General features: G+C 36.7%; 15 protein-coding genes and 2 pseudogenes. 9 read left to right on the forward strand and 8 right to left on the reverse strand.

Features of this window, described 5'->3' with window-relative positions; all coding sequences use genetic code 11:
- Positions 1 to 74 precede the first annotated feature (74 nt).
- Together FC37_RS00205 and FC37_RS00210 are read left to right on the forward strand one after the other, a co-directional pair.
- Complete coding sequence (locus FC37_RS00205) at positions 75 to 1,421, forward strand: threonine/serine exporter family protein (RefSeq protein ID WP_025005804.1); 1,347 nt, start codon at positions 75 to 77, stop codon at positions 1,419 to 1,421.
- A gap of 104 nt (positions 1,422 to 1,525) precedes the next feature.
- Entirely contained in the window at positions 1,526 to 2,032 is a 507-nt protein-coding gene (locus tag FC37_RS00210; RefSeq protein WP_025005805.1) for a YbhB/YbcL family Raf kinase inhibitor-like protein, read from the forward strand.
- A gap of 45 nt (positions 2,033 to 2,077) precedes the next feature.
- Here FC37_RS00210 and FC37_RS10545 read toward each other — a convergent pair whose 3' ends face one another.
- From FC37_RS10545 to FC37_RS00240, 7 genes and pseudogenes are all read right to left on the reverse strand, one after another.
- A complete protein-coding gene (locus tag FC37_RS10545) occupies positions 2,078 to 2,821 on the reverse strand; it encodes an LPXTG cell wall anchor domain-containing protein (protein ID WP_025005806.1) in 744 nt (247 codons plus the stop codon).
- A complete protein-coding gene (locus tag FC37_RS00220; RefSeq protein ID WP_025005807.1) occupies positions 2,818 to 3,279 on the reverse strand; it encodes a hypothetical protein in 462 nt (153 codons plus the stop codon). The genes FC37_RS10545 and FC37_RS00220 overlap by 4 nt, the downstream gene beginning before the upstream one ends.
- A gap of 318 nt (positions 3,280 to 3,597) precedes the next feature.
- A pseudogene (locus FC37_RS11030) lies at positions 3,598 to 3,912 on the reverse strand (hypothetical protein); the annotation flags it as partial.
- On the reverse strand, positions 3,819 to 4,886 hold the full coding sequence (locus tag FC37_RS00225) for a mucin-binding protein (protein WP_025005808.1): 1,068 nt from the start codon (positions 4,884 to 4,886) through the stop codon (positions 3,819 to 3,821). The gene FC37_RS00225 and the pseudogene FC37_RS11030, both read right to left, overlap by 94 nt.
- Positions 4,852 to 5,316, reverse strand: a complete 465-nt coding sequence (locus FC37_RS00230; protein ID WP_056945426.1) for a hypothetical protein — start codon at positions 5,314 to 5,316, stop codon at positions 4,852 to 4,854. Before FC37_RS00230 ends, FC37_RS00225 begins: the two co-directional genes overlap by 35 nt.
- Positions 5,317 to 5,350: 34 nt before the next feature.
- Positions 5,351 to 5,845: a YSIRK-type signal peptide-containing protein gene (locus tag FC37_RS10620; RefSeq protein WP_025005810.1), complete on the reverse strand. Its 495-nt coding sequence runs from the start codon at positions 5,843 to 5,845 to the stop codon at positions 5,351 to 5,353.
- Positions 5,846 to 6,310: 465 nt separating this feature from the next.
- A complete protein-coding gene (locus tag FC37_RS00240; RefSeq protein WP_025005811.1) occupies positions 6,311 to 6,820 on the reverse strand; it encodes an aminoacyl-tRNA deacylase in 510 nt (169 codons plus the stop codon).
- 60 nt (positions 6,821 to 6,880) lie between these two features.
- On the opposite strand from FC37_RS00240, the gene prmA reads away from it, so the two are divergent.
- The 4 genes from prmA to dtd are packed head-to-tail and all read left to right on the forward strand — an operon-like array spanning position 6,881 to position 10,938.
- Complete coding sequence (gene prmA, locus FC37_RS00245) at positions 6,881 to 7,828, forward strand: 50S ribosomal protein L11 methyltransferase (RefSeq protein ID WP_025005812.1); 948 nt, start codon at positions 6,881 to 6,883, stop codon at positions 7,826 to 7,828.
- Between the two features lie 55 nt (positions 7,829 to 7,883).
- Positions 7,884 to 8,246 (forward strand): hypothetical protein, encoded by a 363-nt coding sequence (locus tag FC37_RS00250; protein WP_025005813.1) that lies wholly within the window; start codon positions 7,884 to 7,886, stop codon positions 8,244 to 8,246.
- 14 nt (positions 8,247 to 8,260) lie between these two features.
- Entirely contained in the window at positions 8,261 to 10,501 is a 2,241-nt protein-coding gene (locus FC37_RS00255) for a RelA/SpoT family protein (protein ID WP_056945427.1), read from the forward strand.
- Positions 10,501 to 10,938: a D-aminoacyl-tRNA deacylase gene (gene dtd, locus FC37_RS00260; protein WP_025005814.1), complete on the forward strand. Its 438-nt coding sequence runs from the start codon at positions 10,501 to 10,503 to the stop codon at positions 10,936 to 10,938. The genes FC37_RS00255 and dtd overlap by 1 nt, the downstream gene beginning before the upstream one ends.
- A gap of 63 nt (positions 10,939 to 11,001) precedes the next feature.
- Here the strand turns inward: dtd and FC37_RS00265 are convergent, their stop codons facing one another.
- Positions 11,002 to 11,310: a helix-turn-helix domain-containing protein gene (locus FC37_RS00265; protein WP_162255096.1), complete on the reverse strand. Its 309-nt coding sequence runs from the start codon at positions 11,308 to 11,310 to the stop codon at positions 11,002 to 11,004.
- Between the two features lie 783 nt (positions 11,311 to 12,093).
- Here FC37_RS00265 and FC37_RS00270 point away from each other — a divergent pair.
- The 3 genes and pseudogenes from FC37_RS00270 (at position 12,094) to aspS (ending at position 16,688) form a co-directional block, all read left to right on the forward strand.
- Positions 12,094 to 13,217: pseudogene (locus tag FC37_RS00270) on the forward strand (NAD(P)-dependent alcohol dehydrogenase).
- Between the two features lie 325 nt (positions 13,218 to 13,542).
- On the forward strand, positions 13,543 to 14,829 hold the full coding sequence (hisS, locus tag FC37_RS00275) for a histidine--tRNA ligase (RefSeq protein WP_025005815.1): 1,287 nt from the start codon (positions 13,543 to 13,545) through the stop codon (positions 14,827 to 14,829).
- Between the two features lie 5 nt (positions 14,830 to 14,834).
- On the forward strand, positions 14,835 to 16,688 hold the full coding sequence (gene aspS / locus FC37_RS00280) for an aspartate--tRNA ligase (RefSeq protein ID WP_025005816.1): 1,854 nt from the start codon (positions 14,835 to 14,837) through the stop codon (positions 16,686 to 16,688).
- Positions 16,689 to 16,732: the final 44 nt, after the last annotated feature.

The raw sequence follows: 16,732 nt of genomic DNA on the forward strand, positions 1-16,732 counted from the left end.
CGTAAATATTACTGTGTTAAAATAGAAAAGCGTATTTTAATTAATTTTAAAAATGAGGGAAAGTAATTAATCTAATGAAGGAAAAGGAACGAGAATATCATTTGTCGCAAAAACATCACATGAAGATTCTATGGGAGGAATTTTTCAAGAGTGATAATAAGACGATGGCACAGGATGCTACTCTAGTAGAAAAGGCCTCAATTGTTGGCCGAGTAGGGATTATGCTGTTAAGTTGTGGGACAGGAGCCTGGCGTGTACGTGATTCGATGGACACGATTGCGAGAACTTTAGGAATTACCTGTTCGACGGATATTGGGTTGGTTTCAATCGAGTATACCTGTTTTGACGTAGATAATGAGTCATATTCACAGACGCTATCTTTGCCAGCAACTGATGTTAATATGACTAAATTGAATGAACTAGAAAAATTCGTTCGTCAGTTTGAAGCAGGTCATGGTAATTGGAATATTGGACAGATTCACAAGCGTTTGCGTGAGATCGAAAATCAAAAATCAGCATATTCTGCAGTAATTGCGGGTCTAAGTTCCGGTTTAGCTTGTGCAGGCTTTATCTTTTTACTAGGTGGCGGCTGGCCTGAAGTTATCTGTGCCTTCTTAGGTGCAGGGGCAGGAAATTATGTTCGAGCACTCATGGGCAAGCGGAAAATGACCCTTGTAGCTAAAATCGCGGTTGCTGTAGCAGTTGCTTGTGCAGTTTACTTCTTGACATTTCACATTGGCAAGATGATTTTCCATTTGGATTATCATCATGCTTACGGCTATATTGGTGCAATGCTGTTCGTGATTCCGGGATTTCCATTCATTACTTCAGGACTGGACATGTCTAAGCTAGATATGAGATCTGGGCTTGAGAGAATGACCTATGCGCTTTTGATCATTACGATTGCCACCATGTCAGGGTGGGCAGTGGCTACGATTTTGAATTTGCATCCGGGTTCCATGCTTAAGTTGAGCATTAATCCGGGGATGCTAACATTCTTGCGCTTAATTGCCAGCTTCTGCGGGGTATTTGGCTTCTCAATTATGTTTAATAGTCGTCCGAATATGGCCGCAACTGCCGCAATTATGGGTGCGATGGCTAATACTTTACGACTGAGTCTAGTTGATTACGCTCATATGGCACCGGCTTTAGCAGCCTTTATTGGAGCTCTTGTTTCCGGGCTTTTGGCAAGTATTGTTAGACAAAAAGTTGGTTTCCCACGAATTGCGATTACTGTTCCTTCAATCGTAATTATGGTGCCAGGACTATATATGTACCGCGCAGTGTTCAACTTCGGTATTACTAACATTAATATCGGTGCTTACTGGATTACTGAAGCATTGATGATTGTCATTGCACTTCCTTTTGGGCTGCTTGCCGCACGTATCTTAACAGACAAGAAGTGGAGACATGCGGATTAATAAAGTTGAATAGCAAAAAAGAGTCAGATTTTTCTGGCTCTTTTAATTTGCTTTTGATAACCTTTTTGAGTTAAGGACTAATATAATGAACATGAGGTGATAATATGAAAATTGAAGTACCAACAATGAACGGTTACTTATTTGATCGTTATAGCAAATTCGCACCTGCAGATCAAAAAATTGAAGGTAAGCCTAGCCGCTCTTTTCCCATTTTTGTTTCTGACGTGCCTAAAGATGCAAAAAACTTAGCAGTTTGTTTTTATGATTATGATTCAGTTCCAGTTTGTGGTTTTACTTGGATTCATTGGTTAGCTGCAAACTTGCCAGTCAAAGATATTCCCGCTGATATTAGTCAACATCATCAAAATATTGATTTTGTTCAAGGTTATAACAGCAATATTAGTAAGTTTTTGCCCAAAGATTCAGGACCGGTATTGGGCTACACAGGTCCTATGCCACCAGATAAGACGCATAATTATTCATTAACAGTCTATGCCTTGGATGATGAATTGGAATTAAAAGATGGTTATTATCTAAATGAATTTTTAGCCAAAGTGAAAGATCACATTATTGCTAAGACAACTATTGAAATTCCAAGTCGTGCTAAATAAAAATAAGACCCCTGATATTTCAGGAGTCTTATTTTATGCTTTTATTTAATCCTTGCGCTTTTTAATAGCAAGTCCCATTAAACCAGCTATAGCTGCTAAGCTTAATCCAATTACGCCTAAGTTAGACTTCTTTTCACCAGTTTCTGGAAGAGTGTTGGTGGAAGCAGAGTTATGGTCTGCTTTTGAAGAGGTCAAACTTTGGTTAGTAGGGATATTCTGACCCTTTGGTCCAATATTGTGGTTGTAGTCTTCGCTCTTTGGAACGTAGTTAAAGCTGTAGTCTCTCTTCTTGTTGTGGTCTAAATTTTCACCATTTGGATTATGGTTAGAACTCCATGAGTGATTCTTCTTTGGAGTACGTTTCTTGTGTTTAGGCGTTTTAGTTGGAGTAGGGGTTACAGGCTTATCTGGTTCTGGAGTTGGCTTAGGAGTTGGTTTAGGTTCGGGCTTCTTAGGTTGTGACTTGGGCTCTGGTTTAGGTTCTGGTCCTGGAGTAGGGATAACTACAGCATATGGAACTTGAATACCAATTACGCCATTTTCTGGTAAGTTGGTGATTTCATCATTAGTAAATGGAATTACTTTGATTTTACCATTTTCGCCTTTGACAATTAGAGCTTGTTCACTTTCATGCTTACCAGTGTTATCAGTAATGATAAATTTACCATTAGGATCAATGGTATAACCATCATCTAATTCTTGGTAAAGATCTTTAAATGGAATTGCTTTGAATGAAAGACCATTGTTATTAGTGCTAGTCTTCTTAGCATCAAGTGACCAATTAGTCAATCCTTTTTGGCACCGGTAACCAGATCAACATCTTGGGTTCGAACAAAGTAAAGATCATAGTCTTTAGGTTGGAAACGATCTGGAACAGGTTGACCTTGCTTTGGACCATTTTCGTAGTAGTAAGATACGCGTTCTTTGACTGACTTATATTGGTGATCAGTGCGAACTGCATGGTAAAGGTAAACGTAATAATTCTGATCGTTTGGATTCTCTGTGTTGTCAAAGGACAAATCTTTGCTATTCCATGCATTCACACCGTTGTTACCTTTAAAGTTTTTCTCGCTGAGGTTAAAAGTGAACTCATTGCCTAATGATTTTACATGATTAGATTGTTGCCCCTCAGTAGCCTCTTTATCAAATTGATACCCTAATCCTTTTAAGTATCCGATAACTGATTGAGTTCGATTTGTAACAGTTGTATTAGGGATGCCGTTTTGATAATTTTGAGGATCAGCCAATTTAGAAGCATCGACTTTATTATTAGAATTATGGGTGATTTCAGCATTAGTGTCTTCATCAATATAATGAACAGTGATGTTTTCATGAAGAGTATAAGGTATCCAAACGTTGATTTGAGCAGAACCTTGATTATTGTTTTTAGCAACTAAACTGCTTAAGAAATCAGAAGATGGGGTAATTGCTGAAATACCATTAGAATCAGCAGTAACTTTAAATCCATCCTCAGTACCAATAATATGTACTACACCATTCTTGTTCAGGTAATAGTTATCAGAAATTTGATTCTTAATAATACCGTTATCATATGAGATAGCAGGGAAGGATTGATTGTCTTGGACTGACCAATCTGACCATTTAGTAGAAGTGCCGTTAGGATCCTCAACTAAATCAATGGTTCTTGTTCTGGTATATGAAACTGAAGCTGTGTAGTTAGGGGATGCTGTTTCAGCATTTGCTGGAACTACCGCATTAGGATCACTGATGCCTGTAAAGTTTTGAGCTTTAGGACCATTTTCGTAGTAGCCTTTGATTACTTCATTTACAGTAGCAGTTTGTGCTTGTTTTTTTGTTTTATGGATAAAGTGGAGAACAAAGTTTTGATCTTTAGTTTCATAATTATAAAGTCGCCATATGAGATCTTACTGTAATCATCACTAGAAACTGAACCAGCTCCAGTAACACCAGTAAATTTGAAGTGATGGTTTGTTAAGAATTGAACAACTGCATCTGCACCCTTAAATGAAATTGCTTGTTTGGTGGAATCATCATTAGCGTAGCCGTATTCGTCAGTAAATTCATCCTGTTGGTGATTAGCTGTTAAATAAGTACTTAATGGTTCATTAGTAGTGTCATCCCAGAAGGTTACAGATGCCTTTTCTGGAGCATAGTAATAAACATTGTATGTTAATACTGTGACACCATTTTCTTTTGTAACTTTCGCAGTTGTCTTGCCAACATTGATTTCTCCGTCTTCACTAATAGAAGTTGTAACTACTGGAATTGAATCTAGAGATTTAATAGTGTAATGGCTATCCTTGGTATTAGGTGATGCAACACTTTCAAATTCTTGTGAATGAGACCAAGCTCCCCAGTGAATGCCAGTTTTGTCGAAATTATTTATACCTGTGCGAGTATAAGTTATTTCTTTAATTTGTTGAGTAGCGGCAGTTTGGCCTTTTCTAGTTCCGTTACCATAGATATAATTAATAATTTCTTTAACAGTCTTATTTTCCGTGACTGTTTGATTACCACTATCTGAGTAAGAATTACCAGGTTGACTTAGTGATGTTTGCGGTAATGTTACTTTAATACCTTTAGCAGTTAAATTTAAATCCGAAGCATATGAACCATCACCTGTTTTTTTAGGTATTTGGGTCTTGAAGTAAATATAGATAGGTTGCTTAGAATAATCTTTATTGCCGACCTTGAATGGCCCTTCAGATTTGATGACTAAAGTTTTTTTATCACTAGGAACCTGATCTTGAATAAACTTGGATAGATCAGCATTGTAATTTTTATAATGGTAATTAGCGGCATTTAATGGGTAGCCATTTTGATCTACAATTTCATCATCAGCAACAAGATATGCTGCTATTGAATTTGGCATTTAAGTTCAAATCGTTTAAATTCTTTTTGTTGTAATTTAAGTAAATACCCCAGCCAATTGTATTTGAATTTGGATCGAGACCAAAGCAAACATATTTAACTAGTGGGTGACTTTCTTCATAAGTAAGCTTAGGAGCAGGTCTTAAATTAATAGATGCTTCTTTAGAGATAATGATTTTATCGTTATGAGAAATAGTTATAGGCATCTCAATGGTTTTGTCTTCTGTAACTATTTCTTTAGGCATAACAGATGCAGTTATGTCAAACTTGCCATGATCATAATTATTTTTTGCAGTTAATTCGAAAAGACCTTTTCCTTTATTTGATATTTCAAATTTAGATGATGAATCATCAGCAAGCGGTGTTTGATCATAGTTAAAGTTTTGAACTGATCCAAATTGTACGGAATATTTATCCCCCTTTTTTAACATCTTGAAATTCAGGACTAGTAACTTCAACTTTGACCTAACCTTGACCACCGATGACAGAGTGCTTTTGTTGGTCTTCAGTTGAAGTATCATAAATAGTCTCTACCTTAGTAGAATTATCTAAATTCCTTTGAGTTTTATTTTCTGCTAATAATTTAGGATCAGTTAATGAAGGCTGTTTTTTAATCTTTAAAGTAGCAGTTGCTTCATCATTTTTACTTGTAGCAGTTTGTTCATTAGCTGCAGTAGAATTATTTTCTTCCTTTACTTGTTGAGACTGACTAGGTTGATCAACTTTTTCTACATGTTCATCTTGATTTGGAGTTGATTGAGATTGACTATCAACTTCTTCAGTTTTTGCCTCTGAAGTTTGAGTATTATTTTCAACATCAGCATGAACAAGTTGACCATTACTTAAGAAAAAGGTAGTGCCGAGAGCAACAGCAGCTAAACCAACAGATAATTTTCTAAAACCAAATTTTTGCTTACCGTTAAGTTTAGCGTTGAAGCTTAAATTATTTTTATGTTTCATTCCTTAAACTCCTTGTATTTTAGAAATTTGAAAGATTAGATATTAAAAGTTATATAACGTTTATTATCAGCTTTAACACTTTTAACTTAGCACAAAAAATAACAATGATACTCAATAATTGTAATTCTTTTGTAAAACTAATAATCTGTAAAAAGCGAGTCGACTAACCATAAGAAAATAATATTAGAAAAATTACTTTAATTTAATAACAGAGGGCAAATAAAAAGAGCAACATCAAGCTGCTCTTTTTATATCAGTAATATGTTATCAATTTTATTTTTGGTTAATTCGAAATCGCCACTGCTGTAACAACAAATGCAGCAAGCATAGCAACTGTAAAACCAACAATTCCTAATAATATATTCAATTCAGTCATCTTCTTCTATATCTGTCATGTTTCTATATGTGGTACATGAATAGTTTAACATAAAAAGAAGATGATGACTCAATTATTTGAAAACGCTTTTATTCTTTTAAATCGACAAAAGGTGCATGACAGAATCTTGCCAAGTCTTCAGGATTTAAGAAAACGCTTCTACCTAATTCACCACTTGAAACGGCAATTTCTTCGTTGCCTTTCATAGAATCATCTAGATAAATAGGTAGTTTTTCTTTGAAGTAAATGCCAATTGGCGTATTAGCTCCATGAATATAGCCAGTAGTTTTAGCTAATTTCTTCAAAGGAAGCATTTCACACTTTTTGTTGCCAGAAACTTTGGCTAATTTTTTCATGCTTAAGTGCTCTGTAATTGGAACAACACCAACTAATGGACCAGTTTTATTTCCTTCACAGACTAACGTTTTGTAGACTAAATGCTCTTTGTCTTCTAGAATAGAAGTGTCCATCTGTGCAACGCCACCTTTATCTTTGGTGACTGCAAATGAAGCTTGACGATATTTGATCTTATTTTGATCTAAGATCTTTTCAACTAAAGTTTTTTCAAGTTTGTTTTTTTTATTCTTTTTCTTTGACATATTTATCACCTTTATCATGATAGCATTGTACAAAGAAAATCCCAAAAGGAGATTACTATAATGAAATTATTAATTATTAAAATCGATACTAGTCAAGAAGTAGAAGATGCTTTAAGCATTTATGCTATGGATAATTTGAATGCCTTAGGCGTTGAATCTAGAAACCGCAGCGATTTTGAACAAGCTGGCTGGCTACATGATTCAACTGTTGTTGATATGGACGATATCAAGGATTTGCCTAAAGATACTTATTTCTACGCATACTTTGATGAAGAAGCAGATAAAGATGAATTGGTTAAAAAGTTCCAAGAAAAGATGCAAGAACTTAAGGGCTATGGTCTTAATATTGGGGATGCCAAAATTACTAGCTCTTATATTGAAGACCAAGATTGGAACACGGCTTGGCAAAAGTACTACCATGTGATCAACTTCTCTCGTCACTTGGCTATTGTGCCTAAATGGGAAGACTATAAGCCTGCCTTTAAGGATCAACAATTAATTAAGCTTGATCCAGGTTTGGCCTTTGGTACCGGTAATCACAAGACTACTCAATTAGCAATGATGGGGCTTGAACGCGCAATCGTTAAGAAGCCAATTAGCGTAGTTGATGTAGGTACTGGTTCAGGTATCCTGGCAATCGCTGCTTCAAAACTTGGTGCAACAGACATTTTAGCTACTGATATTTCTGATGAATCAATGACCGCCACAGAACAAAACTCAGCTTTAAATGATATTAAAAATATTCGTGTTCAAAAAACTAGCTTATTAGCAGATGTAAATGGAAAATTTGATATTATCGTGGCTAATATTTTAGCTGAAATTTTACTTGAACTTATTCCGCAAATGGATGCTCACTTAAATGAAGGTGGACAGGTTATCTTCTCAGGAATTGATTACTTACAATTGCCTAAGATTGAAAAAGCATTAGATGAAAATGGTTTTAAGATTGATCTTACCATGAAGCAAGGTCGTTGGGTTGGACTTGCTATCACTAGAAAAGAAAAATAATCGTGGTAAAATATTATCAATTAAATTAAACTTTGATGAGAGGCACGAATTTTTAATGAGAAAAATAGGGGATAAAATTAAGAACATTCCGATAATCAAAAAATTAAACACCTATCAATGGATGCCGCTTATCTGGTGGAGTATTTTAGTGGCAATCTTGCCTTACATTTCAAGTCTTCTTCACGTGTCAATTGTTTGGCGTGAGGGAATATTATTTATGATAATTAATAGTTTGATCGCCTATCATGTTGGTAATTTAATCTTGAAATTAAAGCTTAAAAAATGGTGGCTTTTATTGTTGCCGATCATTTTTTGCTTAGCAATTCTGCCTAAATTTGCTTTATATAATTTAATGTTTGGCTTGATTTATCTAATAATTGAAGCCTTTGGCTTAATGAATAAAAATATTTACCGTTAGAAGGGATGACCAGAATGTCTAAATACATTGAAATGACGCATGATCAAGTGATTGATACTTGTAAAAAGTATATGAATAATGATCAGGTTGCTTTTGTAGAGAAGGCATATGAATTTGCAAATAAAGCACATGCTGGCCAAAAACGGGCATCCGGACAACCTTATATTATTCACCCAACGCAAGTTGCAGGAACTTTGGCTACGCTTGGCCTAGATCCGGATACAATTGCTGCAGGTTTTTTGCATGATACTGTTGAGGATACACCGGTTACCAATGATGAATTAAAGGAAAAATTTGGCGAAGACGTTGCTTTTATTGTTGATGGTGTAACCAAATTAAACAAATATGAGTACAAGTCTCACCAAGAATTTTTAGCAGAAAATCACCGTAAAATGTTAATTGCGATGGCTAAAGATTTGAGAGTAATCATGGTTAAGTTGGCCGATCGTTTGCATAATATGCATACTTTGCAACATTTGCGTCCTGATAAGCAACGCCGGATCGCTTCAGAAACAATGGATATCTATGCACCACTAGCTGATAGATTAGGTATTGGTACTATCAAGTGGGAATTGGAAGATATGAGTTTCCACTACTTAAATCCTGAGGCTTACTACCGCATCGTTAACTTAATGGATGTTAAAAGAAGTCAAAGAGAAAAGTATATCGCTGATACCATTAAGACTCTGAGAAAGACCTTGGATGAATTAGGCATTAAGTATGAAATCTATGGTCGTCCTAAGCATATTTACTCCATTTATAAAAAGATGGTTAATAAGCATAAGGATTTTGATGAAATCTACGATTTGCTTGCTGTCCGAGTAATTGTGAAAAATGTCCGTGATTGTTATGCTGTTTTAGGTGCTGTGCATACAGAATGGAAGCCAATGCCTGGGCGTTTTAAAGATTATATTGCTATGCCAAAGGTTAACGGCTATCAATCCTTGCATACGACTATCATTGGACCTGGCGGTCGTCCACTAGAAATTCAGATTAGAACTGAACAAATGCATGAGGTTGCTGAATACGGTGTTGCCGCACACTGGGCATACAAACGTGGTAACTTCACTGGTGTGCAAGAAAGCTCTTCTGGTGAAAAGCTAGACATGGTTCGTGAAATTCTTGAATTGAAGGATGAAACTAAAGATGCCGGCGAATTCATGAAGTCAGTTAAGAGTGATATCTTCTCTGACCGTGTTTACGTCTTCACACCAAAGGGTGAAGTTTACGAATTGCCAAAGGGTTCTGTAACTTTGGACTTCGCATACGCAATTCACACCCAAGTAGGTAGCCATGCGGTTGGTGCCAAAGTAAATAACAAGTTGGTTCCACTTGACTACAAGTTGAGAAACGGTGACGTCATTGAAATTATGACGCAAACTAATGCCACTCCTTCACGTGACTGGGCCGATATGGTTAAGACCTCAAGAGCACGTAACAAGATCCGTCGTTACTTCAGAGGCCAAGACCGTGAAGAAAGCACCACTCACGGTGAACAAATGGTAGCTAATATGATTCGTGAAGAAGGACTTGCTCCTAAAGACTTCATGGATAAAGAGCACGTTGAAAAATTGTTGGATCACTTTAACTACCATACTGAGGAAGAATTGTATGCTGCAGTTGGTTTTGGTGATTTATCAGCTCAAGCCGTTGTTAACCGTTTGACCGTTGACTTACGTCGTGAAGACGAAAAGCAAAAGCAAAAAGAATTAGAAGAAAAGATCCTTAATTCTGGTCAGCAGTCTATTCAAGATGAGCAACCAAAGAAAAACCCTAGTTCTACAATGAAGGTCAAGCATAAGAATGGCGTCATGATTCAAGGCGTTAGTGATTTGATGCTTCATTTAGCTAAATGTTGTAACCCTGTTCCTGGTGACAAGATCATCGGTTATGTTACTAAAGGCCGCGGAGTGACTATCCATAGAACCGATTGTAGAAATATTACTAAGGAAGCAGAAGAGCAAGGCCGTTTAATTGATGTTGAATGGGAGAATGTTGAAGAAAACAGCGTTCAATCATTTAATGCGAATATCGAAGTCTTTGGCTACAATCGTTCTAACTTGCTCAGTGATGTAATTAATAAGTTGAATTCACTTACTAAGAATATTAATAATATTTCAGGTAAGGTTAATGAAGACAACATTGCTCATATGTATGTGACAGTTGCAGTTAAGAATTCACAGCAGCTTGATGAGATTTTAAGCAAGTTGCGTGATATTCCAGATGTTTATGAAACTAAGAGGTCAGATAATTAATGCGAGTTGTAATTCAGAGAGTTAACCATGCTCAAGTAAATATCGACGGTAAAACCGTTGGTAAAATTGGCAAGGGTTTTATGTTATTAGTCGGCATCAAAAATGGGGATGAACTTCCAGTTGTGAAAAAAGCAGCTGACAAGATTGCCAAGATGCGTATTTTTGAAGATGAAAATGGTAAGACTAATTTATCTTTGAAAGATGTTGGCGGTGAAATTTTGAGTGTTAGTCAATTTACGCTAATGGCTAACACTAAGAAGGGTAACCGTCCTAGCTTTGTCGATGCTATGCGTCCACCTAAGTCTAAGGAATTGTGGGAAGATTTCAATAAAGAGCTTGAAGCTGATGGCTTTCATGTTGAGACCGGTGAATTTGGAGCAGACATGCAAGTTGAACTTGAGAATGATGGGCCATTCACCATTGTGCTAGATCTTTAGTAAAAATAAATAATATAAAAGGATTGATTATTTCGGTGTTAAACGGAATAAATCAATCCTTTTTTAATAATGCAGCTGCTTTTTCTTTTTTCTAATATTGTTTGGAGTTTGACCAAACTTCTCTTGGAATTTTTTGTAGAAGAAAGTTTGATTACTAATTCCTACTTCATGGCTGATCGTTAAAATGGTTTTATTGCTAATATTAATCAAATTATATGCAACGAGTAAACGCTGGTCAGTTAAAGCCTTAGAGAATGAAATGCCGGTTTCTTTTTTTAAAGTGGAACCTAGGTAAGAGCGATTATGGTTTGTTTGTCTAGCTAAATTATTCAGGGAAATATTTTGATAGTTTTGCGTGATTTCCTTAATCATATCTGAGACTAAATGTGAAATGTTTTTGCCGATCATTGTTCCAGAATATAGGCTGGTGTTTCGTGAAAGAAGGATGAGGAAACTATCGAGATAACTCTTGATTAGATCGTCTGAAGATCGTCTGAAAATTCTCCTAGTTGGAAATATTCTTCGATGATTAAATCCGCAAGATTTTGAAGCTGAGACTCAGTTTGAGTGGAGCGATAAATAAGGTACTTATTAAATTGGTCATTAGATAATAAAAATTTGGAGTGAATATTGGCATTTTTGCTAGAATTTATGATCTTTCCTAAAGAAGAATCAATTTTATTTCTAAGCAAAATATTAATTAAAATGTCGTTATCTGCTAAAGCTTTGATTGAATGAGGCGTACCTACATCGATTACTAAAATGTCTCCTTGAGATAGAGTTACCTGATGGCTGCCAACTATTTCATGAGCAGTACCTCTTAAGCAATAATTAATTTCTAAAAAATCAGGCGTAAAAATGGGGATACGATCTTTGTTATCGCTATTTTTTACAATTGATTTTTGATCATAATCAGGAATAAATTTATGGTCTTTTTTTTTGCAACGCTTCCGTTTTATTTAAGGTTAAAAATTCGTGTATTAAATCTTCATTCATATAGGCACCTATAATTCTATTATTGATTGTTAGTATATTTGTTATTGTAAGCGGTGTCAATTTTAGACATAAATAAGTTTGTAAGGTTTGATTCGAAATCTCTAATTCAGAAATCGAAATTAATAAATGACTATTAAATAGAATTAAGAGGCAAAAATTATGAAAATTAAAGCAGCTGTTGTAGAAAAAATGGGCGATCCTTTTGTAATCAAAGATGATATTGAACTACATGATGTTGGTCCAACAGATGTCCAAGTTCATATGGTTGCCAGTGGTATTTGTCACTCAGACGAAGCCATTAGAAAAGGTGATGCTTCACTTGGCTATCCTGTAATTCTAGGTCACGAAGGTGCCGGAATTGTTGAAAAAGTTGGTTCTGAATTGCAAAACTTAAAACCAGGTGACCACGTAGTAATGGCCTTCTACGCAGATGGTCTTTGTGATAAGTGTCTTGAAGGTATTCTCCAACTCAATGTCGTAATTATGCTAAATATAACTTATCAGGCACTCGTTTTGACGGTGATGACCAATTCCAAGAAAATGGCAAACATATTTCAGACATGTTCAATCAATCATCATTTACCACTACTACGGTTACTAACCAAAGAAACTGCGTTAAGGTTGATGACGATGTTGACCTTCGCAAGGCCGGTCCTTTAGGTTGTGGTTACATTACCGGTTCAGGTACTGTTTTCAATACTTTGAAGCCTCGTCCAGGTCAAACAATTGCTGTCTTTGGTACTGGTGCCGTAGGTCTTGCAGCTATGATGGCTGGTAGAATTTCTGGCTGTACTAGAGTAATTGCAGTGGATATCGTGCCTTCACGTTTGGAATTAGCCAAAGAATTAGGTGCAACTGCTGCTATTAACTCTAAAGAAGAAGATCCTGTAGAAAAGATTAAGGAATTAACTGATGGCTATGATGTAGACTACACCGTTGATACTACTGGTTTGCCAGCAGTTATGAAGCAAGGAATTGATTCACTTGCACAAGGTGGTAATGAAGCTGCGATTGCTGTTACTCCACACAACATTGAATTCTCAACCTGGAATGATCTTTGCACAAGTGACCGTAAGGTTGTTGGTATCAACATGGGGGATGCGATTCCCCAAATCGATGTTCCAAGATTGCTTAAATTCAATAAGCTTGGCATGTTTGATTATGAAAAGACTGAGAGGTTCTATGACTTTGAAGATATTAGTACTGCCGATGGTGATTCAGTATCAGGCAAGACTATCAAGCCTGTTTTGATCATTGATAAAGACTATAAGCCTGAAAAATAAATTGTCATAAAAGTTATCGATAATTGCCAATGTAAAAATCAGCTGTATGGGTTGACTTATTGCACTAAAAAATATAAGCTATAAAAGAATTATCGATGACAAAGAATGAAGATTAGCAATGATCTATTGAAAGAGACTGCTTGTGTTGGTGAAAGAGCAGATAGATCGCAGTCTGTGACACCTTTACCAGATAATGGATCGTTTTGCGAGCGTTAATCGTAGTAACCAATAAGGTGGTACCGTGCTAATCTAAGCGCCCTTGATTTATTTCAAGGGTGCTTTTTTATTTTTTAACAGGATATCAAAATATACAAAGGATGATTAAATGAGAGTTCAAAAACCTAAAGGTACAGTGGACATCTTGCCTGAACAATCTGGTTCATGGCAAAAAGTCGAAGAAACTGCTAGAAACTTTTTCAATCGTGCAAATTATCGCGAGATTCGTACACCAAGTTTTGAAAACTATGAGATTTTTTCTCGTTCAAGTGGTGATAGTTCCGAAATCGTAGAAAAGCAAATGTACGATTTTAACGATAAAGGTGGTCGTCATATTGCACTTCGCCCTGAAGGAACTGCTGGTGTAGTACGTGCGTACGTTGAAGATAAGATGTATGCACCTGAAGTTGTTAAGCCATTTAACGTTTTCTACATGGAATCAACTTTCAGATATGAAAGGCCTCAAGCTGGTCGTCAACGTGAATTCCACCAAATTGGTGTGGAAAGCTTTGGTTCAAGCAACTCATTAGCCGATGTTCAAACTATCATGATGGGTCACGATTTATTGGCTGAACTTGGCGTTAAGAACTACCAATTGCATATTAATACTTTGGGAAATGAGCAAGTTCGTAAAGATTATCACGATGCATTAGTAAATTACTTCACTCCAGTTAAGGACGAATTATCAGAAGATTCTCAAAGAAGATTACGTGATAATCCTCTTCGTATCTTGGATTCTAAGGATGATCGTGATAAGAAGTTCTTACCAGATGCACCTAAGATTCGTGATTTCTTGGATGATAATTCTAAGGCTAACTTTGAATCAATCTTGAAGATGCTTGATCAATTAGGTATTGATTATGTGATTGATGATGATTTGGTTCGTGGTCTTGATTATTACACTGGCGTTATTTTCGAGTTCATGGTTGAAGATAAGAGTCTTTGGGAATCAGCAACTACCATTTTGGGTGGTGGTCGTTACGATCATTTGGTTGAAGAATTCAATGGTCCACAAACTCCAGCTGTAGGTTTTGGTATTGGTGAAGAAAGATTAATGCTTGTTCTTGAAAAGCAAAATCCAGCTTTGTTTGAAAATAAAGGCATTGATTTCTTCATTACTAATATCGGTGATGGCACTGCTCAAAAGGCTATCGAAATTGCTAGAAGCTTGCGTAAGCAAGGCTTTGAAGCTGATTTTGATGTTAACCAGAAGAAGCTTAAGGGCCAATTCAAGAAGGCTGACCGTGAAGGTGCCAAGTATGTAATCACTTTAGGTGAAAAAGAACTTGAAAATGGCATCTTGAATGTTAAGCGTTTAGCTGACGGTAAGACCATTGATCTTAGCCTTGAAGATATTAATGATATGAATAAAGTAATGAAAGAATTAAAGGACTAGTAATAATGGAAAAAATCGAAAAAAGAACAGATTATTGTGGCAATATTACTGAAAAATATATTGGTGAAAATGTAAACCTTTATGGTTGGGTACAACGTGTACGTAACCTTGGTAACTTGGTATTTATCGATTTACGTGACCGTGCAGGTATCGTACAAATCGTTGTTAACAAGGACTCTGGTAAGAAGTTAATGGACATTGCCGACTCACTTGGTAATGAATACGTACTTCAAGTTAAGGGTAAGGTAGTTAAGCGTTCAGAAGTAAACCCTGACATGAAGACTGGTCAAGTTGAAGTTGATGCAACTGATATTATTGTTTTGAACAAGGCTAAGAATCCTCCATTTGAAATTAAGAATGGCGTTGAAATTTCGGAACAAACTAGATTGAAGTATCGTTACCTTGACCTTCGTCGTCCAGAAGTTCAACAAGCTATTATCTTACGTTCAAAAATTTTGCGTGCTACTCACGAATTCTTTGATGAAAATGGCTTTATCGATATTGAAACTCCAATTTTAGGTAAGTCATCTCCAGAAGGTGCGCGTGACTACTTAGTTCCATCAAGAATTTACCCAGGTAGCTTCTACGCACTTCCACAATCACCACAATTGTTCAAGCAATTGCTCATGGGTGCTGGCTTTGACAAGTACTACCAATTGGCTCGTTGTTTCCGTGACGAAGACCTTCGTGGTGACCGTCAACCAGAATTTACTCAAATCGATATGGAAATGTCATTTGCAGACGAAGAAACTATTCAAGGTTACACTGAAGGTCTTTTGAAGAAGATTATGAAGGACGTTAAGGGCATCGACCTTAAGACTCCAATTAAGCGTATTTCATGGACCGATTCAATGAACAAGTACGGTTGTGATAAGCCTGATACTCGTTACGGTATGCTTATTCATGACTTGAGCCCAATCTTTAAGGACAGCGACTTCAAAGTCTTCTCAGGTGCAATCACTGATGGCGGTTTTGTTAAGGGTATCGCTGTTAAGAATGGTGCTAAGGAATACTCACGTAAGAAAATCGACCAAAAGGCAGAATTCATCAAGCGTTTCCATGCAAAGGGCTTAGCTTGGGTTAAGTTTGAAGGTGGCGAATTCTCAGGTCCTGTTGCTCGTTTCTTAACTGACGAAAACAAGGAAGCTTTGAAGAAAGAATTCGATCTTGAAGGCGGAGAATTAGTTGTATTCATCGCTGATAAGTGGAAGGTCTGCTGTGACAGTTTGAACCACCTTCGTCGTGAATTTGCTAAGGAAACTGGCATTATTCCAAAGGGCGTTTACGACTTTGTTTGGGTTGTTGACTGGCCATTATTCGAATACGATGAAGGTCTTGGTCGTTGGGTAGCAGCTCACCACCCATTCACTATGCCAGACGACAAGGGTGTAGAACTTTTGACTACTGAACCACACAAGGCACATGCTCGTAGTTACGATATCGTAATGAACGGTGACGAAATGGGTGGTGGATCAATCCGTATCCACAAGCGTTCAATCCAAGAAAACATGTTCAAGGCATTAGGCTTTACTGAAAAGCGTGCTTATGAACAATTCGGTTACTTGCTTGACGCCTTAGACATGGGCTTCCCACCTCACGCAGGTTTGGCAATCGGTCTTGACAGATTCGCTATGATGCTTGCTGATAAGGACAACATCCGTGACGTATTGGCATTCCCTAAGAATGCTAGTGCTTCAGAACCTATGATGCACGCTCCAGCTCCAGTTGCAGATCAACAATTGAATGACTTGGGTATTGAAGTTGAAGCTAAGTATGAAGATAGTGTCAAGGCAGCTGAAAAGCGTCTTGAAGATTTAGCCGCTGAAGATGCTAAAGAAAACTCAACTTGGAATAAGTAGAATAAAAGACAAATAAAAAAGAGCGATCGTTGGATCGCTCTTTT

Source organism: Lactobacillus gallinarum DSM 10532 = JCM 2011 (genome assembly GCF_001434975.1).
In the GTDB taxonomy this organism is placed as follows: Bacteria; Bacillota; Bacilli; order Lactobacillales; family Lactobacillaceae; genus Lactobacillus; species Lactobacillus gallinarum.